This is a genomic window from Phyllobacterium myrsinacearum (assembly GCF_014138285.1).
Classification (GTDB): domain Bacteria; phylum Pseudomonadota; class Alphaproteobacteria; order Rhizobiales; family Rhizobiaceae; genus Phyllobacterium; species Phyllobacterium myrsinacearum_A.
The window spans coordinates 167,344-190,025 of the sequence record NZ_JACGXN010000008.1 but is presented as its reverse complement, the minus strand read 5'-3'; the positions used below and the strand labels follow the sequence as shown (position 1 = coordinate 190,025).

The following is a 22,682-nucleotide window of genomic DNA, read 5'->3' as shown; positions in this document are numbered from 1 at the left end:
GGGTGGGGACCGTTCGGACGCTCGACGAAGCAAGTAATGAGACTCACTTTAAGTCAGTCGTTATCATGATAGAAATGATTTAATTTACTAGAATAAATTAGCAATTGTCATTAATCTACTGACATGGATTTCGATCCCACACTCCTGCGTGCCTTCGTAGCCGTCAAAGAAGCCGGAAGCTTTACCCGTGCAGCGCGGCGGCTCAATCTGACGCAATCAGCTGTCAGTCACCAGATTCGGCGGTTGGAGGAGCAGGTGGGGCGTTCACTGCTCTACAGGACAACCCGGAGCGTGACGCTGACGCAGGACGGCAGCGATTTCCTGCGCCATGCGGAGCAGATCCTGTATTCGCTCGATGCGTTGAACCGCCGCTTCCAATCCTCACCGGTGTCGGGTGTCGTCCGCTTCGGCGTTCCTGAAAATTTCATCGGTGACCGGCTGCCGACACTTCTGTGCCAGTTTGCCCGCGCCTATCCTGCCGTTCAGCTGGACGTAAATGTCAGCATGAGCCTTGATCTCGGCATGATGGTCAATGCCTGCGATCTCGATCTTGCCGTGGTGCTGACCTTACCGGAGGCTGCGAATGGCAAGGTGCTGAAGGAAACCCAGTTTGTCTGGGTGGCGGCCGATACCTTCGAGGTCAAGCCTGACGTATCCCTGCCTTTTGCATTCATCCCGGCACCGTGTCTCAACCGAAAGGTCGGCGTCGAGGCGCTGGATCGCACCTCGATCGACTGGCATGTGGTTTTCACATCGGCCAGCATGAAGGGGATTTCCGCGGCCGTGCTTTCAGGACTCGCGATGACCGTCATGACGAGAGACGATGTGGAGCCGGGAATGAAGATCATGGATGGTCAATATGGCTTGCCCTCATTGCCCACAGCGGTTTTCACCCTCGTTTGGAGTGACGAGGGCCAGACACCAGCCACCCGTGAATTCGGGCAGCTGGTTCTGGACATGCCGGAACAGGCTGCAGCGGCTACTCCAGAACGGCCACAACCGCGGCGCAATCCCCGGCACTGACCAGGCCGGGAAAATGCCGGGCAGCAAGGATACCCGAAAGTCGGGCCTTGATCTCCGCCGGCGCTGCACCGGTTCGCCCGATGGGATAGATACGGGCGATAACCTGACCCGCAATGACCCGATCACCCAGATCGGCCATCGTTTCGATCATGCCTGCATCTTCGGCAAACGAGAAACAATCTGCCGAGGGCATGTCGATCCAGCGCGTTTCATGCAGTTCGGCATCGCCGCTCAAAATGCCCGTATGCCGGAGAAAATTGCTGACTCCGCGCTTGGCAATGCGGATTGTTTCGGCACTGGCGGTGCCACCGCCGCCAAGTTCGGTTGTAACGAAGGTCTTGCCCAGTTCTTCAACCGTGGTGTCGTACATGCCCACCGCATCGATCTCCAGCATCCGCATGGACCAGGGCGCTGAAAACGCCTTGACTGCATCGAAACCACGCGCCTCCTGGGCCTTGTCAGGCAGGATGTGGGCAGCGGCAAACGGCAGGAAATCGAGTGTCTTGCCGCCCGAATGAAAATCCAGAACCACGTCGGCGCGGGGCAACAACTCTCGCGTGAAATAGTCGGCGATTTTCTGCGTGACTGTCCCGTCGGGCCTACCAGGGAAACTGCGATTCATGTTGCCCTTGTCAATGGGTGAGGTGCGTGTTCCGGCCCGAAAGGCTGGATAGTTCATGGCGGGAATAATGATCACGGTGCCGTTGACATCTTTAGGGTCGAGCGTTCGTGCCAGATCCGAAAGGGCGATTGGACCCTCATACTCGTCGCCATGGTTTCCGCCGGTCAAAAGCGCTGTCGGGCCATTGCCGTTGCGGATGACCGCAATGGGGATCATGACCGACCCCCATGCGGAATCATCCCTGCTGTAGGGCAGGCGCAGGAAACCGTGCTGCACACCATTCCGGTCAAAATCGACGGTCGGCGTGATCGGGGATGGCGCTGGAAGATTTGCTGACGTCATGGGTATCAATTCTTCACAAAAAGTTGCCGGGGCACGTTGGCAAGACATTCGACGCCGGTGTCGGTAATCAGGATGCTTTCGGTGATCTCGAGACCCATGGTTTCAAGCCAGAGACCGGTCATGAAATGGAACGTCATACCCGGTTCCAGTACTGTCTTGTCACCGGGGCGCAGGCTCATGGTGCGCTCGCCCCAATCCGGTGGATAGGAAATCCCGATGGGGTAACCGGTGCGGTTGTCCTTAACGATGCCGTATTTCCTGAGCACACCGAAAAAGGCATTGGCAATGTCTTCGCAGGTGTTGCCGGGTTTGGCGGCTGCAAGCCCTGCTTCCATCCCCTCAAGCGTTGCCTTTTCCGCATCCAGAAAAGCCTGGGTCGGTTTGCCCAGGAAAACCGTACGGGACAGCGGTACATGGTAGCGGTTGAAGCAACCGGCAATTTCAAAAAACGTACCTTCGCCGCTCTTCATGGGCTGGTCATCCCAGGTCAGGTGGGGAGCAGATGCATCCGCTCCTGATGGAAGCAGCGGCACGATAGCCGGATAGTCGCCACCGAATGTATCGGTCCCGCGAATGCCGGCATCGTAGATTTCGGCAACCAGATCGCATTTGCGCATACCGACTTCGACCTTGTTGACGATGCGCTCGTGCATGAGTTCGACAATGCGTGCGGCCTTGCGCATATAGTCGAGCTCTGTCTTGCTCTTGATGGCACGCTGCCAGTTGACGAGCGCTGTTCCATCGACAAACCGGGCATTGGGCAAATGCTTTTGCAACGAGGCGAACGCTGCTGCCGAGAACCAGTAATTGTCCATTTCGACGCCGATGGTCTTCTTGCCCCATCCACGCTCTTCGAGAAGCTTTGACAGAAAATCCATGGGATGACGTTCGGTGGATTGAACGTAATGATCGGGATAGCCGACAATGTTGTCGTGCCTGAGATAGGCGGTGCGCTTGGCACCATTGGCATCCTGACCGCGGCCGTACCAGATGGGTTCGCCCTCCGGTGGAACGATTACTGCCTGATGCACGTAAAATGACCAGCCGTCATACCCCGTCAGCCATGCCATGTTGGACGGATCGCTGCAGATCAGTACGTCGATGCCCTTTTTCTCCATGGCCTTGCGGGTTTTTGCCAGCCTCTGCGCAAACTCATCGCGGCTGAACTTCAGATTGGGCTCGGTCATTCTGGTTTCCTCACTTTCGAATATCAACTTTCAAACGCTGTGCCGGCGCCGGCCTTTTTGGCGCGGTCACGGGCAAGCGTGGCAATGGCGGTGTCCTGAACGCCGGTTCCGGTCAGATCGGCAACGCTGATCGCATGGTCCGACCGCCGGCCGGCACTGGTGCCTGCAATGATGGCGCCGAGTTCCGGAAAGGCCTGGTTTTCGGGAATCAACCCTGCCGCTATGGCGTGATGGAGTTCGCCCAGCCGCCTTGTCTGTTTCAGGCTATCGGCGACATACAGATCGGCAAACCGGATAATAACCGGATCGATTTCGTTCTTGTGCTCGGCATCCGACCCCATCGCGGTCACATGTTGACCCGGTTCCAGCCATTCCGCCCGAAGCAGCGGCTCCTCGGACGGCGTTGTCGTGACTATAATATCGCTTCCCGCAACGGCCTTCGACGGATCGCTTTCAACGGATATCTGGATGCCAAGCCCGGCCTGCATACGCTTGGCGGTCGCTTCAGCCTTTTGCGGATCACGCGCCCACAGACGAACCTCGTCAATGGGACGAACCAGTGTCAGTGCCTTGAGCTGCAGTTCTGCCTGTACACCGGCGCCAAAGATCGTCGCCACGCTTGCGTTCTTGCGGGCAAGATATTTCGCAGCCACGGCTCCGGCTGCCGCTGTGCGAACATCCGTCAGATAGCCGTTGTCGAGCAACAAGGCTTCGACCAGTCCGGTCTTGCTGGAGAACAGCACCATCATGCCGTTGACGCTGGGCAGGCCGATCTGGGGGTTGTTGAAAAAGCCGGGGCTGATCTTGATCGCAAATGCATCGATACCGGGGACATAGGCGGTTTTGACATCCACTTCGCCGCGATGTTCCGGGATGTCGAGCCGCAGAATCGGCGGCATGGCAACGGCCTTCGTTGCAAGGGCTTCGAAGGCAGCTTCGACACACGCAACCGCATCAAGATCGAGAGAAACGATACGGCGCAGATCGGCTTCAGTGAGAATGGTCATGCGCGACATGGCACGGTCTCCGTTGCATGGTATCCGGCGACGATGCGGCGATGCTGGCCCATGTCGATATTGCGCCCGGAAAGCAGGGCAACCACTGGTCCCTGCAACCTGATCTTGCCCGCAAGAAGCGCACCGATACCAACGGCTGCCGCGCCTTCGATGATTTCCCGCTCCTGCGCGTAAGCGTGGATGATGCCCGCCGCTATTTCTTCTTCGGAGAGCAGCACGACCTCATCGACGAGTTTACGCACCATGCCGAAGGTCACACGGTTGTCGAGGCCGATGCCGCCGCCGAGGGAATCGGCCAGGCTTTGCTGTTCCTCAACGCTGACGGGATGACCGGCTTTGAGGCTGGCAGCCATTGCCGCGCCGTTCTGCATCGAAATTCCGATGACCCTTGTCTTCGGCTTCAGAGCTTTAACCGCTGCGGCGATCCCCGCGATGAGCCCGCCGCCGGAAAGCGGGACGAGAACGGTTTCAACGTCCGGCAGGGCATCAATGATCTCAAGCCCGATTGTTCCCTGACCGGCGACGATGGCCGGGTTGTCAAAGGGTGAAACCATGGCGAAACCATCCTGCGCGACGATTTTCTCGACTTCCTCCTGGGCGTCATCCTGCGATGTGCCGACAATCCGGATTTCTGCACCAAGCTTGCGGATCTCATTCACCTTGTTGCCAGGCACAAGGTTCGACATGCAAATAATCGAGCGAATGCCTTGCAGGCCGGCGGCATAGGCGAGGGCGCGGCCGTGATTGCCGGTTGATGCGGTGACAACACCGCGCTTTCTTTCATCCGACGACAAGCTGTTCAAGGCATTGAGGGCACCCCGCAGCTTGAATGCTCCCGTGATCTGCCGGTGTTCAAGTTTGAGATAGACCGGCACCCCCACCCTTTCGGTCAGGCTTGCCGACAGAAGCGTGGGTGTGTGCAGGATGTGCGGCGCAATCACCGGGCGCGCTGCCTCGATCTCGGTCAGGGTGACAAATGTCCGGGCCATGCTGATTTACCAGGCGCCCATGGACCGGGTCATCAATTGACCAAGTTCCGGTCGCGGCTGATTTTCGCCGCACAGGTGCAATGTTGCCCATGCCGTGGCGAGATTACTCGTGACAACAGGCTTGCCGATCGCCGCTTCGATCTGCGGGGCGGCAATGGCGGCGCGCAATGCGGTGCAGGATATGAACAGGGCGTCGCAGTCCGGGGCCATGGCTTCGGTGGCTGCAGCCACGAGTGATGCGGGCGTAATGCGTGCCATTTCCCGGTCGTCTTCGAGGCCGAAACAGGTGAAACGGGCGATATCGAAACCCTTGGCTTGGAAGTAAGCCAGCATCGGTGTGCTCGTTTCGACGGTATAGGGCGTGAGCACACTGATACGCCTGGCATCGAAGGCATGCAGTGCGCGAACGGCGGCAAGCGGCGGGGTAATGACCGGCACGCCGGGCTTGGCGGCTTTGATTGCGGATTCGATCGCATCGTCACCGATGACCACCGACGCCGATGTACAGGAATAGCAGATCGCATCGAGATTCTCGCCGGGCAGGATCAATCCCGCGCCCACCGTCAGTTCAGGCTGCATGCGACGCAGATTTTCCGGGGTCGTCGGATTGGCATAGGGGATGCGCGCCGTATAGAGGCCGATTGTGTCGCTCGCGACCATGCGCTGAAAGTCCGGTTCCGTCGTATGGTCCGTGGCGAGGATCACGAGGCCGACGCGCTTGGCAATGGGGCGGTCATCGAAGCCAAGCGGCGTCATTGTTTGGGTGACCTTGATCGGAATACCCATGTTATCTCTCCTCGATCCGCCCATAGCGGCGTTCGAGCCAGCGCAGGGCAATGACGGATACAAGACTGATCACCAGGAAGAATGCGCCCACCAGTGTGATCGGCTCAATGTAGCGATAGTTGTAATTGGCGATGCTTCGCGCCTGATTCATCAGTTCAAGCACGGTGATCGCGGAAAGCAGCGGCGTTTCCTTGAACATGGCGATGAAATAGTTGGCGAGTGCCGGGATCATCGGCGGCAAGGCCTGCGGCAGAATGATCCTTGTCCAGGTCTGGAATGCCGAGAGATTGCAGGCGCGAGCAGCTTCCCACTGGCCGCGTGCCACGTTGTCGATGCCACCGCGATAGACCTCTGCCGTGTAGGTGCCGTAATGCAGGCCGAGGCCGATTACACCGGCGACCAGCGGGGAGAGGGTAATGCCCGCATCGGGCAGCACGTAGAAGATGAAATACAGCTGCACGAGCAAAGGCGTGCCGCGAATGAAGTCGGCGAGAAAGCCAACGGGCTTCGAGACAAAGGCATTCTTCGAGCGGCGCAGGATAGCCAGACCAAGGCCGATAATGGCGGCAAGCACCGATCCCAGAAGGGTTGCCAGAATGGTGATCTTCACGCCCTCGATCATGGTCGGAAGAATTTCGATAACAAAGGCCCAATCCCATTCCATCTCAGGACCTCACGCCGTCAAGGCCGCGGGTCAGATAACGCTCCAGTCCGCGGATCGCGGCGGAGATGACCGACGACATAAGGAAGTAAAGAACAAGAATGGTCAGGAAAGGCATCAATGTGCTGCCTGTCTGGGCGCGTACGACCTGCGCCTGGAACGTCATGTCCGAAAGGGAAATCAGCGATACGACAGCGGAGGCTTTCAAAAGCTCGATCGCATTGTTACCGAAGGTCGGCAGCATCAGTACGAAAGCCTGCGGCAGAATGATATGGCGCAAGCTCTGCCAGCGGTTGAAGTTCAGAGCAATGCAGGCCTCATACTGTTCCCGTCCGATGGACTTGATTGCACCGCGCACGACTTCGGCGCCATAGGCTCCCACGTTGAGACCGAGCGCCAGAACACCCGCCTGCAACGGCGTGAGCGAGAAGCCGAACAGCGGCAGCACGAAATAGGCCCAGAAGAGCTGGACGAAGATGGAGGTACCGCGAAAGAACTCGATATAGGTGGTGGCCAGTGCGCGCACAGCCCGGAATCGCGATATCCGGCCGAGGCCGGCGATAAAGGCCATGATCAGCGCAAGCACGGACCCCATCAGGGTCAGCTTGATGGTAACCAGCGCCCCTTCCAGAATCAGCTGTAAATATCCGGCCCACTGGCCCATCGGTCATGCTCTCGTTCGTGACGGAAATTGCGGATGGTCACTCCGGTATCCCTGCCGGAGTGACCATGACAGGGTGCTTGTCAGCCGGCGCAAAGCTTCTCGCGCGTTGTTGACATGGCTGCCTTGGCCGAGAAGCCGTAAGGTTCGACGATCTTCTCAAATTCACCTGATTTCTTCATCTCGGCGAGAACCTTGTCGAACTCGTCGCGCAGGGTGGTCTGGTCCTTGCGGAAGGCCGCGCCATCGCAATAGACCGGTGCGTTCACGACGGGGGCGAAGACTTCGACATTCGGGTCATTGGCCTTCTTGACCAGATCATTGATGGAAAGAACCGGCAGGGAGTAGACATCGATACGCCCGTCCTGCAGCATCTTGATGCCGCTCTGGCCATCGGGAACAACGATCACGCGGTCACGTGGCACACCGGCTTCCAGCGCCAGCCGTTCTTCCGTGCCGCCACCGGGTGCGCCGATGGTTGCTTTCGCATCCACCGCGATATCCTTGTAGCTCTTGAAGCCCTTGGGATTGCCCTTCTTGACCAGAAAAGCTTCGGCATCGCACAGAATTGGCTCGGAATAGGCGACGGCCCGGCAGCGTTCCGGTTTCATGAACAGCCCGGCCGTCACCACATCATGACGTCCGGCCTGAAGGCCCGGGATCATGGCGCCATATTCGGAGATGGATGCAACCACATCGGCCACGCCGAGCTTCTTGAAGACGGCTCGTGCAACATCAGGCCCTGCGCCGGACACTGTGCCATCCGGCTTGACCGCGGTGAAAGGTGGCTCATTGGCAATCGCAATGCGCGCAAAGCCCTGCGCTTTCAGTTTGTCGAGCGCTTCATCCGCTTTTGCAGGCACGGAAAGCGCCAGGGCAGACAGTGCAATCGCTCCGATCGATGCACTCATTGTTTTCAAGTTCAACATGTTCCCAACTCCTCAGTTTTCTTGTGTTTTAAGGTGTGCAGGTGCCGTGCCGATCAAACCCTGTGACCGGCGGCGATGATCTTTTTCAGGAATGCCTGCGTGCGTTCCTGTTTCGGATTGCGGAAGATTTCATCGGGCTTGCCATCCTCGACGATCTTGCCCCGATCAAAGAACAATACCCGATCGGCGAATTCGTGGGCAAAACCCATCTCGTGGGTGACGAGCAGCATGGTCATGTCCGTTTCCTCGGACAGACGCCACAGGACATTGAGCACTTCTTCAACCAATTCGGGGTCGAGCGCCGACGTCACTTCGTCGAAAAGCATGATCTTGGGTTGCAGTGCCAGGGCACGGGCAATGGCGACACGCTGTTTCTGTCCGCCCGACAATTGCGAAGGCATGGATTTGGCTTTATTAGCCAGCCCGACCATCTCGAGCAATTGCATGGCCTGCTCTTCGGCCTGCTTGCGCGGTGTGTTTTTCGTCAGCATCGGTGCCAGCGTCACGTTATCGAGAACGCATTTGTGGGGAAAGAGATTGAACAGCTGGAACACCATGCCGATCTGGGCGCGCATTTTGTGCAGATGGTTTTCGTCAGCCGGTTGCAGGCCGCCATTCTTCTGCATCTGATAGAGATTTTCGCCTGCAACGCGAATATCGCCGCTGTCGATGCCCTCCAGTGTCATGAGAATACGCAGGATCGTGGTCTTGCCGGAACCGGAAGGTCCTATAAGCGCGAGCTTCTCACCCGGCGCGACGTTGAATGACAACTGATCAAGAACCTTGAACGCACCGAAGCTTTTGCTGATGCCGTCGATCTCGATGATCGGCGGGTGGCCCGTCGTTCCTGTTCTTGTCTCGTTGATTGGCGGCATGCGTCTCTCCCTCTGGTTGAGACCGGCTATGCCCTAAACGATGAGAGACTTATCAAATCATGTCAATTATAAAAATTAAATCATGACAATATAAGTTTTATTGCCATGAAATTGCGCGCTTTGACTAAATGGCGAGCAACAGGTGTTCGGGATCACCCTGCAGCAGACTTCCGACGACCGTAAGGCCACGCAACAATTCGGCTTCCGTGGTGGAGCCGAGCGATATGCGCACGGCCGGTGTCCAGTCTTCCTGCGAAATGCGGAATGATGCACCGGGTGCGATGGCGACATTCTGCAAGCGTGCCTGAGCGACGAAGGTCTCTTCCGTTCGCCCGTCGGTCAGTGGCAGCCAGATATGCAGGCTTTGCGGGTGCGAGCGGAAAAATGTACCTGAAAGCACCTGCGACGCAATCTCGTGTCTGCGCCGCAGGGCTTCGCGCTGCCATTGCACCAGTTCCATGGCCGTGCCGTCCTCGACCCAGCGTGTGGCGATCTCCGCAACCATAGGTGTTGCCATCCAGTTGGAAACGAGATGGCGGTTGGCGACAGCGGCAACATAACGGTCAGGCGCTGCCAGATAGCCGATGCGTAAACCCGGTACGACAGTCTTGGTAAAGCTGGTGAAATAGAGCGTCCGCTCGGGAGCCAGTGCGGCAATCGGTGGCGGACGATCCTGGACCAAAGGGCCGAGTATATCGCTTTCGACAATCGCAATATCGCGTTTGCGCGCAACCTCGACAATCTCGGCGCGGCGGACAGATCCCATCACTGTTGCGCATGGATTGATCGCGGCCGGCTGCACAAACAATGCGCGAATGCTGGATTCCTTGCATGCCGCATCCAGCGCTTCGGGGATTATGCCCTGATCGTCAATGGCTATGCCCTTGAGTGTCAGCCCAAGATAGGAGGCCAGCGGCACAAGAGTATGGTGCCCGGTAGCTTCGGTCGCAATGATCGAACCGACAGGTGCAACACTCATGATGGCGACGGTCATCGCAGCGGTCGCACCGTTGGTGACGCTGATATTCGACGCGGGGACATCAAGGCCGCACTCGCGCAGCCACTTGACCGCCGTGGCGCGGTGGCGCGGGAAAACCACGTTCGGACGGAACGACAAAGCGGAACTTGCGGGCAGGGTTTCAGAAAGCCAGCCCAGCGCCTTCTTCAAACGCTCATGATGCATTTTTTCGCAGACGGGCTTGAGGATCGAAAGGTCAATCACTTCGCCAAGACGCTCCGGCAGATAAGGCTGATCGATTTCGCGCCGCTGCGCCTTGACGAAACTGCCACGCCCGGTTTCGCCCGAAAGCATGCCCCGGCGAATGAGCTCCTCATAGGCACGGCTGACCGTCTGCACGGACAGTTGCAGATCTTCCGCCATCTTCCGGTGGGTCGGCAGACGCGTACCTGCTGCCAAGGTGCCGTCACCCACGGCGCGTGCAATCTGGTCCGCCAACGAGAGGTAGGCAGGGCGGGTGAGTGAGCTGATATCAGGACGCCATAATGTCATGATTTCAGATTGATTGAAATCAGGTCAATTGACAATGAGAAAAACACAAGGCCATGATCAATCCACTCTTTGAACTGGAACGGTAATGGGCGCACCTAGGCTTGACGCAATCGATATCCGCATTCTCGATGCCATCCAGCGGGATGGACGGATCACCAAACTCGCCCTTGCCGAACGGGCGGGTATCTCGCCGACACCGTGCTGGACAAGGCTTCGCCGGCTGGAAAAGGCGGGGATTATCACCGGTTATCATGCGCGGCTGGCGCTCAGGCTGGTTGCGCCAGTCGCCAGTATCCTCGTGGAGGTCACGCTCGCGTCGCACAAGCAGACGGATTTCGAGCGGTTCGAGCGGGCGATAAAGCTTTTGCCCGAGGTAACCTCGTGCTGGTCGGTTGGCGGCGGTGTCGATTACATTCTGAAAATTGTCGCCCGGGATATCGATGCCTATCAGCGGCTTATCGATGATCTGTTGCAACGGGAGCTCGGTATCGACCGGTATTTTTCCTACATCATCACCAAGACGGTGAAAGAGGAAACAGCTCTGCCTGTTCATGACCTGATCCAGCCGCTAGTGGAACGAAATTGACATTCGCATCTCATGCGACACGCAAATCTTAGAACGGACCACCCGACTGACACCCCGGTCCATCTCTCCAAATCACGGGGGAAAATCGGACAATCTCTCTCTGCAGGCGGCGCATTACAGTCACTCTCTCCTGACGGGATCGGTGAGCATTGCGGTCTATTCTCAGGGAGAGCCCGATGTCTGCCCATTTCGCACGACCCGAACGCCACGATGGACTTGACCGCCTGCAGGATCGCAGGATGTTGCGCGATCTTGCCTATATCGATGGCCATTGGGTCTCAGGCAAAGGCGGGCAGACATTTGAGGTGCGTGACCCGGCATCGGGAATGCCGGTTGCATGGGTCGCTGCGCTCGGTCAGGAAGAAACCTCTCTTGCCATCGAGGCTGCATCACGCGCATTCCGTTCATGGCGCTCGTTGCTGCCGCAACAACGTGCTTCCATCCTGCGCAAATGGTACGATCTGGTTCTGGCGGCAAAGGAAGATCTCGCGCTGATCATGACGCTCGAGCAGGGTAAACCGCTGGATGAGTCGCGCGGGGAGATCGAATACGCTGCTTCCTTCATCGAATTCTATGCGGAGGAGGGGAAGCGGCTGAACGCAGAGGGCGTAACCAGCCATCTGCCCGGTGCGCAGATGATGGTCAGCCGCGAAGCCATCGGCGTTGTCGGTATCGTTACCCCGTGGAATTTCCCGTCTGCCATGCTGACCCGCAAGGCAGCTGCTGCTCTTGCAGCCGGTTGTACCATTGTCGCGCATCCCTCGTCCGAGACGCCGTTGTCAGCCCTTGCCCTTGCCGAACTGGCGGAGCGGGCCGGGGTGCCAGCGGGTGTTTTCAATATTGTCACCGGCAAGGCAGCACCTATCGTCGAGGCGCTTTGCGCCGATCCGCGCGTGCGCGCCTTGAGTTTCACAGGTTCAACCGAGGTCGGACGTCTGATTGCCGCACAGTGCGCACCAACAATGAAGAACCTCGTCATGGAACTGGGTGGACACGCGCCCCTGATTATCTTTGCCGATAGTGACATTGATCGCGCCGTGGAGATTGCGATCGGTGCAAAATTTGCCACCTCAGGTCAGGACTGTCTGGCGGCCAATCGCATTTATGTGGAACGGCCGGTTCATGATGTTTTTGTCGCTGCGTTTGCTCGAAAAATTAAGGCGTTGAAAGTGGCATCCGGCCTGACAGAGGGGGCGGAAATCGGTCCGTTGATGCATGAAAGGGCCGTGCAGAAGGTCGAAGAACAGGTACAGGACGCACTCGATCGCGGTGCCAGGTGCCTTGCCGGCGGCAAGCGGCACACAGCAGGCCCTTTGTTTTTCCAGCCGACGTTGCTGACGAATGTTCCCGATACCGCTCTGATTATGCGCGAGGAAACGTTCGGTCCAGTGGCCGCTGTGACCGTGTTTGATGACGAGGATGAAGTCGTTCGCCGTGCCAACGATACGGAATATGGTCTTGTGGCCTATGTCGTTACCCGCGACGGCCAGCGCATGCTGCGTCTGGGCTGTGCGCTCGAATACGGCATGGTTGCGATCAACCGGGTCAAAATCACCGGTGCGCCGATCCCCTTTGGCGGCGTGAAGCAATCCGGTCTCGGACGGGAAGGATCGCGCCACGGCATCGAAGCCTTCACGGAACTCAAATATCTCTGCCTCGAAGCAAGCTGAGGCAAAAAGCAGGAGCAATAGACATGTTGGACCGTTCGAACGAGCTGAACGCCTGGGACCGCGACCACTTTTTCCATCCCTCCACCCACATGGGCACCCATGCACGAGGCGAAAGTCCGACGCGGGTAATCAAGGGCGGCGAAGGCGTGCATATTTTTGATGTGAACGGCAGGAAAAGCCTTGATGCCTTTGCTGGACTGTATTGCGTCAATGTCGGTTACGGGCGGCAGGAAATAGCCGATGCGATTGCACAGCAGGCCAAAGAGCTTGCCTATTATCATGCCTATGTCGGCCATGGCACCGAAGTCTCGATCAAACTCGCCAAGATGATTATCGACCGGGCTCCAGAAGGCATGAGCCGGGTCTATTTCGGTCTTTCCGGATCCGATGCCAACGAGACCAACATCAAGCTGATCTGGTACTACAACAATGTGCTTGGACGGCCGGACAAGAAGAAGATCATTTCCCGCTGGCGCGGCTATCATGGCTCAGGGGTGATGACCGGAAGCCTGACCGGGCTCGATCTCTTCCACAATGCCTTCGACCTGCCGCGGGCACCGATCCTGCATACGGAGGCACCTTACTATTTCCGCCGGGAAGACCGCTCGATGAGCGAAGAGCAGTTCTCCCAGCATTGCGCCGATAAACTGGAGGAAATGATCCTTGCGGAAGGGCCGGAGACAGTGGCTGCATTCATCGGCGAACCGATCCTCGGCACCGGAGGTATCGTGCCGCCGCCTGCCGGATACTGGGAGAAAATACAGGCCGTCCTCAACAAATACGATGTGCTTCTGGTTGCCGATGAGGTTGTAACGGGCTTTGGCCGTCTGGGCACGATGTTCGGTTCGGATCATTATGGTATCAAGCCTGATCTGATCACGATCGCCAAGGGTCTGACCTCGGCCTATGCGCCGCTTTCCGGCGTCATCGTTGGCGACAAGGTCTGGCAAGTGCTGGTGCAGGGCTCGGACAAACTCGGATCACTCGGTCATGGATGGACCTATTCAGCTCATCCGATCTGCGCTGCCGCCGGTGTTGCCAATCTGGAGCTGATCGACAAGCTGGATCTCGTGACCAATGCCGGAGAAACCGGAGCCTATTTCCGCAAGGCGCTTGCCGATGCGCTGGGAAATCATCCCATCGTTGGTGAGGTGCGCGGTGACGGCATGCTGGCTGCGGTTGAATTCGTCAGAGACCGGGATGACAGGGTATTTTTCGACGTGTCGCAGAAGGTCGGCCCGCAAATCGCGGTAGCTTTGGCAGAGCGCGGCGTTATCGGGCGGGCAATGCCACAGGGTGATATCCTCGGATTTGCTCCGCCGCTCTGCCTCACGCGGGAGGAGGCGGATATCGTCGTCAACGCCGCAGCTGCGGCTGTCGATGCTGTTGCAAAAACACTCTGAGGTCCGGGATGATGGATATGGTTTCCCGAACAATGTCAGCCGTCCTGCTGACGGGCCACGGTGATCTCGACAAGCTGGTGTACCGAACAGATGTGCCCGTTGCGCAGCCGGCCGCCGGAGAAGTTCTGATTGAAATCTCCGCCTGCGGCATGAACAATACGGATGTTTGGGTGCGTCAGGGCGCCTATGGCACCGAGAATAATGCGAACGCCGTATCCAGCTGGCGGCGGCAGGAGCCGACGCTCGCTTTCCCGCGAATCCAGGGCACCGATATTGTCGGCCACATCGTGGCCGTAGGCGCTGACGTCGCCGATAGCCGTATCGGCGAGCGCGTCATGGTGGATTTCTCCATCTATAACCGCGAAGACGACAGCCTTGCCGACATTGATTACATCGGCCATGGCCGCGACGGGGGATATGCCGAATATGTCGCGGTGCCTGCCGAAAACGCCCACGTGGTCAATACTGATCTCAGCGACATCGAACTGGCCACCTTCTGCTGCGCCTATCTGACCGGTGAACAGATGCTTGAACGAGCCGGGTTGAAATCCGGCGAACGGGTTCTTGTCACGGGCGCGTCGGGTGGCGTCGGGTCGGGCATCGTACAGCTGGCACGGGCGCGCGGTGCCATTCCCTATGCCGTGGTCGGTGCCGGCAAGGAGCAGGCGCTGCTTGATATCGGCGCCGAGGCGGTGATTACCCGCGGTGATGGCGATCTTGTCACTGCCGTGGAACGTGTTCTCGACGGCAAGCCAATTGATGTGGTGGCCGATCTTGTCGGTGGCCCCATGTTCAACGATCTTCTGCGCGTCCTGCGGCCGGAAGGCCGTTATACGACGGCTGGTGCCATTGCCGGACCCGTGGTGCAACTCGACCTCAGGACCATGTATCTGAAGCAGCTACAGCTGCACGGATCGTCCCAGGGCACGCGCGGTGATTTCCGCCGCATTGTCCGCTACATTGAGGAAGGCAAGATCAAACCGCTCGTCGGCGGCGTTTACCCGCTCTCGGAATTCCACCGGGCGCAGAGTGATTTCATGGCAAAGGCCTTTGTCGGCAAGCTCGTCGTGGTTCCCGATGCGAAATATGGTGAAGGCAGCTGAACCTGCTCGTCTGGTACGGCTTACGCCCGACACACTTCAGTGACTTTTCATCGTCGGGACAGCGGGCTAGCTTTTGGGTATGCGTATAGCCGCCTTGCAACGGTTCCCGGTTTTTGGCGCTATCGAGCGAGCCATGCAGGGGCTCTTGCATGATCTGGGCGGATGAACGAAGTGTTGATCTGGCGTCGTTCAGGCGAGAACCCTACATCGAAAGTCTGGAGGCCTGCGCGAAAAGAACAAACCGTTGAGTTATGTCATCGGAGGTTGCTGGCGAGGGGTCGGGTGGCTGGACGAGTTTTGGCTGTACTGCAATTGTTTGTCCTGATGGATTGATTGCTCGAACGGCTGAGCTCATCGCAGATATCGTGATTTGCCGGAGCTGTAGCGCATGACTGATATTCTGGTGGTTGAAGCGACTGAGTCTGATTTGCCCCTGATCTTGCGGGCTGAACGCCTTGACGGATATGATGCTGTCGTGGGCCGTTGGGATGAAGTGCGCCACCGATTGGCGCTTGCCGACAAAAAATACAGATATTTCCTTGCCAAGGACGGCAACGAGGTCGTTGGTTTTGCTATCGTGCGGGACTGGGCATCGCCGGATCGTGTGTCATTGATCAAGCGCATTGCAATGCTGAAGCCGGGCCAAGGATATGGCAGCAGGTTTCTGCAATCTGTCCTGGACCGCATTTTCAATGAAACTGACGTGCATCGTGTTTGGCTCGGTGTTTTTCCCGAAAATGTGCGTGCCCGCCGTGCATATCTCGCCGCAGGCTTTGTACCCGAGGGTATTGCGCGGGGAAGTGCTTACTTTGGGGGAAGCTATCGGGATGAGCTTGTCATGGCTGTTCTGCGTACCGAATGGGATGCTGCCGGATCATGACACTATTTTGACGCCGGGCAGAAACCTGCTTATTCTGAAACCAGTGTCAAAAAATCAAAATCGTGCGTCTGTCCACACTTCGCAACAATGTGAACGGAAAACCGCCTTTTTTGGAAAGGAAATGGTAGCGAAGGAGGGATTCGAACCCCCGACACAAGGATTATGATTCCTCTGCTCTAACCTACTGAGCTACTTCGCCCCATATGTCATGCGACCCGTGAACGGCTAGCCTGCAAATGAGGACCGGGGGACGCGCTGTCAATTGACAGGGACGGGGCGGATATATGTGGGGAGCAACGGCCTGTCAAGCAATCTTCTCCTTATCCAAGACTTGTGTTCGTTTCTTCCTGCGGATAATGGATGCCGACATGAAAAAGGCTGAAAAGATGTCTCCACGGATTGCAGTGCTGGGTTGCGGCTATTGGGGCAGCAACCATATCCGGACATTAAAGAGTCTCGGAGCGCTATTTGCGGTCTCTGACGAGAATACCGATCGCGCTGCCGGCTTTGCCGCGGAGCAGAATGTTCTGCACATTGAAGTCGAGGATCTTTTCACACATCCCGACGTTGATGCCATCGTCATGGCACTGCCACCGCAGTTTCATGCGGCTGCAGCGATTCGTGCCGTTACCAATGGCAAGGACGTTCTTGTCGAAAAACCGATCGCACTGACTGTTCCCGACGCGGAAGCTGCGGTGAAGGCGGCACGCGACAATGGCCGTATCTTCATGGTTGGCCATGTGCTGCGCTTCCACCCGGCTTTTGAAAAGCTTCTGGAGCTGATCAAGGCAGGCGATCTTGGCGATGTGCGCTATATCCATTCCCATCGTCTGGGCCTTGGAAAATTCCACACGGAAAATGATGCCCTTTGGGATCTGGCGCCGCACGACCTGTCGATGATCCTCGCCATTACAGGCACGGAGCCTCTGGAAGTACGCGGTGAGGGTGCGGCGGTGCTTGATCATCTCAGCGACTTTGCGCATCTGCACATGCGCTTTCCCAACAATATTCGCGGGCACCTCTTTGCCTCGCGCCTTAATCCCTATCGCGAACGCCGTCTTACGGTTGTCGGGACCAAGGCCATGGCGGTCTTCGATGACATGGAACAGTGGGACAAAAAGCTGGCGGTCTACAAGCATTCGATCTGGCAGGACAATGGTCAGTGGGCATCGACAACGGAAGAGCCAACCTACATCAAGATCGCACAGGGCATGCCCCTGACACGCGAATGCCAGAATTTCATCGACAGCATCAACACGCGCAGTGAGCCGCTGACCGATGGCGAAGAAGCGATTCGCGTCCTGCGGATTCTTACCGCCGGTACCGTTGCTCACGGCAAGGTCAGCTGAGTCATTGGCAGGACGTAGCCTCGTGGTTCGACAAGCTCACCATGAGGAAGAGTGAGGATTGCAGGGAGCTGTATTCTGCAAAACCTTAGATGGACCTTGCAGCACCACTCTCCCTCATGGTGAGCTTGTCGAACCACGAACCAAAAAATGCCGCCAGATTGCGCTTGACGTAAAGCGTTGTTACAAGACCGGACAAACTTTGAACGACAACGTCTGGCAGTCCTCCCACGGCCCTTCTAAAGAGTTGTCTTGACCGTTTTCCGCGACGGATTCGCGGAGACATTTGATATTGGAGCAATGATGCAATTCATCGATCTCGGCGCACAGCGTGAACGGATTAGCAGCAAGCTTGATGCGGCAATCGCCAAAGTGGTGCGCGAAGGCAAATATATTCTCGGCCCCGAAGTTGCCGAGTTCGAAAAGCGTCTCGGCGAATATCTTGGTGTTGAGCATGTGGTTGCCTGTGCCAACGGCACGGATGCACTGCAGATTCCGCTCATGGCGCGTAACATCGGCCCGGGTGATGCGGTGTTCTGCCCGAGCTTCACCTTTGCCGCCACAGCCGAAGTTGTCGCGCTTGTCGGTGCCGAGCCTGTCTTTATCGACGTGGACGCCGACACCTACAACATCAATACCGAGCAGCTGGAAGCGGCCATCAAGGCAGTATTAGCGGAAGGCCGCCTTCAGCCGAAAGCCATCATCCCGGTTGATCTCTTCGGCCTTGCTGCCGACTACACATCGGTTTCGGCGATTGCGGACAAGTACGGTCTGTTCGTGATCGAAGATGCGGCGCAGTCGATCGGCGGCAAGCGGGATAATGCCATGTGCGGCGCATTCGGCCATGTAGGGGCTACAAGCTTCTATCCAGCCAAGCCCTTGGGCTGCTATGGCGATGGCGGTGCCATGTTCACCAATGACGGTGCGCTGGCTGATCTCCTGCGTTCCATTCTTTTCCACGGCAAGGGCGAGACACAGTACGACAACGTGCGTGTCGGTATGAACTCACGCCTCGATACGATCCAGGCGGCCATCCTCATTGAAAAGCTCGCCATCCTCGAAGACGAGATGGAAGCACGGCAGGTTGTGGCCAAGCGTTATTCCGATGGGCTGAAAAGCGTCGCCAAGGTCGCGCATGTGCCGACAGGCTCGCGCTCGGCCTGGGCGCAATATGCCATTGAGACACAGAACCGCGATGCCCTGAAGTCGCATCTGCAGGCCAATGGCATTCCGTCGGTGATCTATTATGTGAAACCGCTGCATCTGCAGGAAGCCTATGCGCACTATATGCGCGCGCCGGGTGGCCTTGAAGTATCAGAAACGCTGCCGAAGAATATTCTGTGCCTGCCGATGCATGCCTATCTGAGCGAGGCCGATCAGGATCGGATTATCGGAACCATTCGCGAGTTCCACGAAAAAAGCGCCGCCTAGGCGCTTTGGAGGCTGCGTGGTTCGTGGTTCGACAAGCTCAGCTTGCAGCTGCCCTATCCCTCATGGTGAGCTTCCTGAGCCTGTCGAAGGGCGAACCACAAACTACGCAGCACAGATTTGCAGCATGGCCCGCTTTCATCACCGATAGGAGCTTACCGGATCAGGCGACGGCCTGACCCTGCTGGGCCAAACGCTTGAGCATGGCTTCTGCCTGCGGCGCACGTTCCGAGCGGCCGATAAAGCCGCCGCCGAAGACCCTGGCAGTATTGCTGTCGTCGGAATAGAGAACGCAGGCCTGGCCGGGTGCAATGCCACTTTCGCCATCGACCAGTTCCACCCATGTCTCGCCATCACGGTTATGCAGAACGGCAGGGCGGGGTGGACGGGTTGAACGCACCTTGGCATACACTTCAACGCCGCCTTCCGGAATGCTGTCCAGCGCATCATCCCCGAGCCAATTGACGTTGCGCAGGAACACCTTGCGGGTTTCCAGCGCTTCGCGCGGACCGACAACAACGCGCGCATTGGCGGCATCGAGATGCACCACATAGAGCGGATCACCTGTCGCAACACCAATACCGCGACGCTGGCCGATCGTGTAATGCACGATGCCCTCATGGCGGCCAAGGACGCGGCCGTCGATATGAACGATATTGCCGGGATTGGCAGCCTCAGGCTTCAGCTTGGAAATAATGTCGGAATATTTGCCCTGCGGAACAAAGCAGATGTCCTGACTGTCCTGCTTGTTGGCAACGGACAGGCCAAGCTCTTCGGCAATGGCGCGGGTTTCCGGCTTGGTCAGCGCGCCGAGCGGGAAGCGCAGATAATCGATCTGTTCCTGCGTTGTCGCAAAAAGGAAATAGCTCTGGTCCTTGTCGGCATCCACGGGCCGATACAGGGCACGGTGCGCTCCATTGGCCTGGCTGCGGATGTAGTGACCCGTAGCGAGTGCGTCGGCGCCAAGATCGCGCGCGGTCTGCAGGAGATCGGCAAATTTAACGGTCTGGTTGCAGGATACGCAGGGGATCGGTGTTTCGCCGCTAACATAGCTGTTGGCGAACGGATCGATGACAGCTTCCCGGAAACGGGCCTCGTAATCCAGAACATAGTGCGGAATACCAAGCCGCTCGGACACGCGGCGCGCATCTTCGATATCCTGACCGGCGCAGCATGAGCCTGCGCGGTGGGTCGATGCGCCATGATCGTAAAGCTGCAAGGTAACGCCAACGACGTCATAACCCTGGCGTTTGAGAATGCCCGCGACAACAGAAGAATCCACGCCGCCTGACATGGCGACGACGATACGGGTGTCTTCCGGCTTGCCCGGCAGATCGAGATTATTCAGTGTCATAAGCGGATCCGGTTCTTGCAGCGACATAACGGCGCAGGGATATTCAAGGCCCCTATATAGGTCAATTGACTCGATCTTGCCAACAGGAAGTGGCGGGTGCCGCATTTTTCTCACGCAAAGGTGAGCGATGTGTCGCCACGGCCACGGCCGGAGGCGGAGGCCAAAGCAGGCAAAAATGCCATTTTCAACAATCTTTTGGAATTTGCAGAAGTTACCAGAGAATGACTCGAGGTTTAGGCAATTATTAAAGCCCTGCATGTAATGTCAGCTGCGATAGGTCTTGAAGTTTAGTGTAGAGAGTACAATGACCGATCTTGTTCGACCGAGAGTAAAATACGTAATCGGCCCGGATGGCAGTCCGCTGACCATCGCCGATCTTCCACCCGCCAATACGCGGCGTTGGGTTATTCGCCGCAAGGCTGAGGTGGTTGCCGCTGTGCGCGGTGGTCTTCTTAGTCTTGAGGAGGCTTGCCATCGCTATACATTGACGGTGGAGGAGTTCCTGTCCTGGCAGTCCTCGATCTCCGATCATGGCCTGGCTGGACTAAGAACGACCCGGATACAGCAATATCGTCATTAGATGATGTCGCCCTGAGTTTGGCTTAGGCTGGTCGTTGAGACCGGCCTTTTCCTTTTTAAGGCCGGGCGTCTGCTTTTTCCTGCTGCACGATGAAATGCGTGGCGACAGCCGAGAGAATCGCCGATGCCGCAAAAAACCACAGGCCCGGCTGGGCAATTGCCGTGGCCAGTCCGCTGGTCTTGGCGGCAAAAATAACCAGCGCAACCAGCAATACATCCAGCATGGACCATTTCGACAGGATGCCGATCCAGCGATGCAGCACATGGGCGGCGATCGGTTCGTGTGCTGCGGCCAGCTGCGCGACCGCGAGCTTGCCAATCGGCAGAATCACCGAAAAAAGCGTGACGATCACCGCGAGCAACCGGTCGCCGCCTGACCATAGGGCTGCAATCAGACCAACCAGTGACGGATTCGCATCAAAGAAATAGAGCTTGCTGACATTCATCAGCGGCATGGTGAGACCCAATGCGAGTGAGAAAGTTGCAACAAAAAGAATGATGGGAATCAGAATTCTCTTGAATGCCATGATGTTCCGCCACACCTCAAAACCTGATCTAACAGATGATGAATGACTGCAAGGCACTTTGGACGTCAAGGAGAAGATCAATGACGAGCGATATCACTATCACCAAGGAAGAAACCGCAACGGGCGGACGCTATGTGGCCGTCGTCTCGGGACATGAGGCGGAAATGACGTTTTCCCGGGTGAATCCCGAACTCGTTATCGTTGATCACACAGGTGTGCCCGACGCATTGCGCGGCCGGGGTGTGGGGCAGGCGCTGGCGCTGCATGCGGTAGAAGACGCAAGGGCAGGGGGATGGAAGATCATTCCCCTATGCCCGTTCATGCGCGCCCAATCCCTTCGACATCAGGATTGGGCCGATGTGGTGCAGCAGAACTAGACCGTGAATCCGGCTTTCGTTCTCGATCAGCCAATCATGGCGCGTTTGTCAGTGACAGGCATTTCGTCCAGATCACGAACCTTGCCGTCGCGCTGTTCCAGCGCCTCGGCCTTGGCCAGTTCAGCTTCTGATTCGGTTAGTGCCGCCTCGGCATCGTCTTTCTGAGTCTTCAGATCACGGATCGAATCAAAGAGATTGTCACGACGCTGGCGGGCAGCCTTGGCGAATGTCGGGTAGGCAAAATGCGACGTGTCGGTAATGCCCGCCTTTTTTTCCTCGGACATAATCTGCGCGTCCAATTCGGCAGCCATGCGTTCGAATTCACCCATCATAAGATCAAGCTGACCGAGTTGACGGCGCTTTTCCTTGACCTGAAACAGCTTCAATCGAACCAAACCTTCATGCGACTTCATACTCTGTACCCCCACAAAGCCGGTACACAGACCCTCGAACTGGAGTCATCCGGCTGGCGTTTCACCCGAATCACTTCGGAAAAATGAAACAAAAACTTAAAGGTTGCCGCGTCTGGTAACCTTTCCTTTACGTTCAGCATTAATCATACGCCTTAAGACTTAAAGCTCGGTAAACCGAAGTCAGTTGTGTCTGGCTAAAAATTTATTGAGTCGAATGAATCGCTTAGGCGCAGAACCTGAAGCTTTGGCTGATGGTTTTTGACTGGGTGACTCACCTTATGAATCAATGCGGTGTCTGCGATTTTTAACTTATGAGTCAAAGACACTTGCAAAGCTGAATTAGATTTTGTTAACCATTCGGTGGCAATCTTAACGTTATGGAAACGGCTTGTTTCGCGACCTGACTTCGGGATTG

Annotated in this window: 23 protein-coding genes and 1 tRNA gene; 10 read left to right on the top strand and 14 right to left on the bottom strand. The window is 57.2% G+C overall.

Annotation, left to right across the window (positions count from 1 at the left end):
- The first annotated feature begins 123 nt into the window (after nt 1–123).
- On the top strand, nt 124–1,023 hold the full coding sequence (locus FHW16_RS21230) for a LysR family transcriptional regulator (RefSeq protein WP_182551276.1): 900 nt from the start codon (nt 124–126) through the stop codon (nt 1,021–1,023).
- Here FHW16_RS21230 and doeB read toward each other — a convergent pair.
- The 10 genes from doeB to FHW16_RS21180 all read right to left on the bottom strand — a co-directional run bounded on the left by doeB (nt 980) and on the right by FHW16_RS21180 (nt 10,601).
- Nucleotides 980–1,987, bottom strand: a complete 1,008-nt coding sequence (gene doeB / locus FHW16_RS21225; RefSeq protein WP_182551275.1) for a N(2)-acetyl-L-2,4-diaminobutanoate deacetylase DoeB — start codon at nt 1,985–1,987, stop codon at nt 980–982. The genes FHW16_RS21230 and doeB overlap by 44 nt on opposite strands.
- A 5-nt stretch (nt 1,988–1,992) precedes the next feature.
- Nucleotides 1,993–3,174 carry an ectoine hydrolase DoeA gene (gene doeA / locus FHW16_RS21220; protein ID WP_182551274.1) on the bottom strand — a complete coding sequence of 394 codons (1,182 nt, stop codon included), beginning with the start codon at nt 3,172–3,174 and terminating at the stop codon, nt 1,993–1,995.
- Between the two features lie 23 nt (nt 3,175–3,197).
- A complete protein-coding gene (eutC, locus tag FHW16_RS21215; RefSeq protein ID WP_182551273.1) occupies nt 3,198–4,190 on the bottom strand; it encodes an ectoine utilization protein EutC in 993 nt (330 codons plus the stop codon).
- Nucleotides 4,178–5,179 carry a hydroxyectoine utilization dehydratase EutB gene (gene eutB, locus FHW16_RS21210; RefSeq protein ID WP_182551272.1) on the bottom strand — a complete coding sequence of 334 codons (1,002 nt, stop codon included), beginning with the start codon at nt 5,177–5,179 and terminating at the stop codon, nt 4,178–4,180. Before eutB ends, eutC begins: the two co-directional genes overlap by 13 nt.
- 6 nt (nt 5,180–5,185) lie before the next feature.
- The gene (eutA, locus tag FHW16_RS21205; RefSeq protein WP_182551271.1) at nt 5,186–5,965 is read right to left on the bottom strand and encodes an ectoine utilization protein EutA; all 780 of its coding nucleotides are present in this window, start codon (nt 5,963–5,965) and stop codon (nt 5,186–5,188) included.
- 1 nt (nt 5,966) lies between these two features.
- Nucleotides 5,967–6,629, bottom strand: coding sequence for an ectoine/hydroxyectoine ABC transporter permease subunit EhuD (gene ehuD, locus FHW16_RS21200; protein WP_182551270.1), 663 nt, complete (start codon nt 6,627–6,629; stop codon nt 5,967–5,969).
- Nucleotide 6,630: 1 nt separating this feature from the next.
- A complete protein-coding gene (ehuC, locus tag FHW16_RS21195) occupies nt 6,631–7,290 on the bottom strand; it encodes an ectoine/hydroxyectoine ABC transporter permease subunit EhuC (protein WP_182551269.1) in 660 nt (219 codons plus the stop codon).
- A gap of 80 nt (nt 7,291–7,370) precedes the next feature.
- Nucleotides 7,371–8,216, bottom strand: a complete 846-nt coding sequence (gene ehuB, locus FHW16_RS21190; RefSeq protein ID WP_432652065.1) for an ectoine/hydroxyectoine ABC transporter substrate-binding protein EhuB — start codon at nt 8,214–8,216, stop codon at nt 7,371–7,373.
- 53 nt (nt 8,217–8,269) lie between these two features.
- Nucleotides 8,270–9,091, bottom strand: a complete 822-nt coding sequence (ehuA, locus tag FHW16_RS21185; protein WP_182551268.1) for an ectoine/hydroxyectoine ABC transporter ATP-binding protein EhuA — start codon at nt 9,089–9,091, stop codon at nt 8,270–8,272.
- A gap of 124 nt (nt 9,092–9,215) precedes the next feature.
- The gene (locus tag FHW16_RS21180) at nt 9,216–10,601 is read right to left on the bottom strand and encodes a PLP-dependent aminotransferase family protein (RefSeq protein WP_182551267.1); all 1,386 of its coding nucleotides are present in this window, start codon (nt 10,599–10,601) and stop codon (nt 9,216–9,218) included.
- A gap of 85 nt (nt 10,602–10,686) precedes the next feature.
- Between FHW16_RS21180 and FHW16_RS21175 the strand changes: the two genes are divergently transcribed.
- The 5 genes from FHW16_RS21175 (at nt 10,687) to FHW16_RS21155 (ending at nt 16,243) form a co-directional block, all read left to right on the top strand.
- Complete coding sequence (locus FHW16_RS21175) at nt 10,687–11,187, top strand: Lrp/AsnC family transcriptional regulator (protein ID WP_182551266.1); 501 nt, start codon at nt 10,687–10,689, stop codon at nt 11,185–11,187.
- A 176-nt stretch (nt 11,188–11,363) separates the two neighbouring features.
- The gene (locus FHW16_RS21170; RefSeq protein ID WP_182551265.1) at nt 11,364–12,857 is read left to right on the top strand and encodes an NAD-dependent succinate-semialdehyde dehydrogenase; all 1,494 of its coding nucleotides are present in this window, start codon (nt 11,364–11,366) and stop codon (nt 12,855–12,857) included.
- Between the two features lie 23 nt (nt 12,858–12,880).
- On the top strand, nt 12,881–14,260 hold the full coding sequence (locus FHW16_RS21165) for an aspartate aminotransferase family protein (RefSeq protein WP_182551264.1): 1,380 nt from the start codon (nt 12,881–12,883) through the stop codon (nt 14,258–14,260).
- Between the two features lie 8 nt (nt 14,261–14,268).
- The gene (locus tag FHW16_RS21160; protein ID WP_182551263.1) at nt 14,269–15,363 is read left to right on the top strand and encodes an alcohol dehydrogenase family protein; all 1,095 of its coding nucleotides are present in this window, start codon (nt 14,269–14,271) and stop codon (nt 15,361–15,363) included.
- A gap of 388 nt (nt 15,364–15,751) precedes the next feature.
- Entirely contained in the window at nt 15,752–16,243 is a 492-nt protein-coding gene (locus FHW16_RS21155; RefSeq protein ID WP_182551262.1) for a GNAT family N-acetyltransferase, read from the top strand.
- Nucleotides 16,244–16,365: 122 nt separating this feature from the next.
- On the opposite strand, the gene FHW16_RS21150 is transcribed toward FHW16_RS21155, so the two are convergent.
- Nucleotides 16,366–16,442 (bottom strand) — tRNA-Met (locus tag FHW16_RS21150).
- A gap of 187 nt (nt 16,443–16,629) precedes the next feature.
- Here FHW16_RS21150 and FHW16_RS21145 point away from each other — a divergent pair.
- Together FHW16_RS21145 and FHW16_RS21140 are read left to right on the top strand one after the other, a co-directional pair.
- Nucleotides 16,630–17,592 carry a Gfo/Idh/MocA family protein gene (locus tag FHW16_RS21145; protein WP_182551326.1) on the top strand — a complete coding sequence of 321 codons (963 nt, stop codon included), beginning with the start codon at nt 16,630–16,632 and terminating at the stop codon, nt 17,590–17,592.
- A gap of 300 nt (nt 17,593–17,892) precedes the next feature.
- On the top strand, nt 17,893–19,020 hold the full coding sequence (locus FHW16_RS21140) for a DegT/DnrJ/EryC1/StrS family aminotransferase (protein ID WP_182551261.1): 1,128 nt from the start codon (nt 17,893–17,895) through the stop codon (nt 19,018–19,020).
- A 160-nt stretch (nt 19,021–19,180) separates the two neighbouring features.
- On the opposite strand, the gene mnmA is transcribed toward FHW16_RS21140, so the two are convergent.
- Nucleotides 19,181–20,371 carry a tRNA 2-thiouridine(34) synthase MnmA gene (gene mnmA / locus FHW16_RS21135; RefSeq protein WP_182551260.1) on the bottom strand — a complete coding sequence of 397 codons (1,191 nt, stop codon included), beginning with the start codon at nt 20,369–20,371 and terminating at the stop codon, nt 19,181–19,183.
- Nucleotides 20,372–20,675: 304 nt separating this feature from the next.
- On the opposite strand from mnmA, the gene FHW16_RS21130 reads away from it, so the two are divergent.
- Nucleotides 20,676–20,951, top strand: coding sequence for a DUF1153 domain-containing protein (locus FHW16_RS21130; protein WP_091878079.1), 276 nt, complete (start codon nt 20,676–20,678; stop codon nt 20,949–20,951).
- A gap of 55 nt (nt 20,952–21,006) precedes the next feature.
- On the opposite strand, the gene FHW16_RS21125 is transcribed toward FHW16_RS21130, so the two are convergent.
- Nucleotides 21,007–21,477: a paraquat-inducible protein A gene (locus FHW16_RS21125; protein ID WP_182551259.1), complete on the bottom strand. Its 471-nt coding sequence runs from the start codon at nt 21,475–21,477 to the stop codon at nt 21,007–21,009.
- A gap of 80 nt (nt 21,478–21,557) precedes the next feature.
- Here FHW16_RS21125 and FHW16_RS21120 point away from each other — a divergent pair, with 80 nt between their 5' ends.
- Entirely contained in the window at nt 21,558–21,854 is a 297-nt protein-coding gene (locus FHW16_RS21120) for a GNAT family N-acetyltransferase (RefSeq protein WP_182551258.1), read from the top strand.
- Nucleotides 21,855–21,880: 26 nt separating this feature from the next.
- Here the strand turns inward: FHW16_RS21120 and FHW16_RS21115 are convergent, their stop codons facing one another.
- Nucleotides 21,881–22,267 carry a flagellar export protein FliJ gene (locus FHW16_RS21115; protein ID WP_182551257.1) on the bottom strand — a complete coding sequence of 129 codons (387 nt, stop codon included), beginning with the start codon at nt 22,265–22,267 and terminating at the stop codon, nt 21,881–21,883.
- Between the last annotated feature and the right edge of the window lie 415 nt (nt 22,268–22,682).

Bases quoted from the DNA above. Each gene is read 5' to 3' on its own strand.
- ehuD (WP_182551270.1), bottom strand. From the start codon at position 6,629: ATGGAATGGGATTGGGCCTTTGTTATCGAAATTCTTCCGACCATGATC.
- mnmA (WP_182551260.1), bottom strand. From the start codon at position 20,371: ATGACACTGAATAATCTCGATCTGCCGGGCAAGCCGGAAGACACCCGT.
- eutC (WP_182551273.1), bottom strand. From the start codon at position 4,190: ATGTCGCGCATGACCATTCTCACTGAAGCCGATCTGCGCCGTATCGTT.
- FHW16_RS21230 (WP_182551276.1), top strand. From the start codon at position 124: ATGGATTTCGATCCCACACTCCTGCGTGCCTTCGTAGCCGTCAAAGAA.
- ehuA (WP_182551268.1), bottom strand. From the start codon at position 9,091: ATGCCGCCAATCAACGAGACAAGAACAGGAACGACGGGCCACCCGCCG.
- FHW16_RS21180 (WP_182551267.1), bottom strand. From the start codon at position 10,601: ATGACATTATGGCGTCCTGATATCAGCTCACTCACCCGCCCTGCCTAC.
- FHW16_RS21175 (WP_182551266.1), top strand. From the start codon at position 10,687: ATGGGCGCACCTAGGCTTGACGCAATCGATATCCGCATTCTCGATGCC.
- FHW16_RS21160 (WP_182551263.1), top strand. From the start codon at position 14,269: ATGATGGATATGGTTTCCCGAACAATGTCAGCCGTCCTGCTGACGGGC.
- ehuB (WP_432652065.1), bottom strand. From the start codon at position 8,216: ATGTTGAACTTGAAAACAATGAGTGCATCGATCGGAGCGATTGCACTG.
- FHW16_RS21155 (WP_182551262.1), top strand. From the start codon at position 15,752: ATGACTGATATTCTGGTGGTTGAAGCGACTGAGTCTGATTTGCCCCTG.
- FHW16_RS21165 (WP_182551264.1), top strand. From the start codon at position 12,881: ATGTTGGACCGTTCGAACGAGCTGAACGCCTGGGACCGCGACCACTTT.
- doeB (WP_182551275.1), bottom strand. From the start codon at position 1,987: ATGACGTCAGCAAATCTTCCAGCGCCATCCCCGATCACGCCGACCGTC.
- FHW16_RS21120 (WP_182551258.1), top strand. From the start codon at position 21,558: ATGACGAGCGATATCACTATCACCAAGGAAGAAACCGCAACGGGCGGA.
- FHW16_RS21130 (WP_091878079.1), top strand. From the start codon at position 20,676: ATGACCGATCTTGTTCGACCGAGAGTAAAATACGTAATCGGCCCGGAT.
- FHW16_RS21125 (WP_182551259.1), bottom strand. From the start codon at position 21,477: ATGGCATTCAAGAGAATTCTGATTCCCATCATTCTTTTTGTTGCAACT.
- eutA (WP_182551271.1), bottom strand. From the start codon at position 5,965: ATGGGTATTCCGATCAAGGTCACCCAAACAATGACGCCGCTTGGCTTC.
- doeA (WP_182551274.1), bottom strand. From the start codon at position 3,174: ATGACCGAGCCCAATCTGAAGTTCAGCCGCGATGAGTTTGCGCAGAGG.
- FHW16_RS21140 (WP_182551261.1), top strand. From the start codon at position 17,893: ATGCAATTCATCGATCTCGGCGCACAGCGTGAACGGATTAGCAGCAAG.
- ehuC (WP_182551269.1), bottom strand. From the start codon at position 7,290: ATGGGCCAGTGGGCCGGATATTTACAGCTGATTCTGGAAGGGGCGCTG.
- eutB (WP_182551272.1), bottom strand. From the start codon at position 5,179: ATGGCCCGGACATTTGTCACCCTGACCGAGATCGAGGCAGCGCGCCCG.
- FHW16_RS21145 (WP_182551326.1), top strand. From the start codon at position 16,630: ATGTCTCCACGGATTGCAGTGCTGGGTTGCGGCTATTGGGGCAGCAAC.
- FHW16_RS21115 (WP_182551257.1), bottom strand. From the start codon at position 22,267: ATGAAGTCGCATGAAGGTTTGGTTCGATTGAAGCTGTTTCAGGTCAAG.
- FHW16_RS21170 (WP_182551265.1), top strand. From the start codon at position 11,364: ATGTCTGCCCATTTCGCACGACCCGAACGCCACGATGGACTTGACCGC.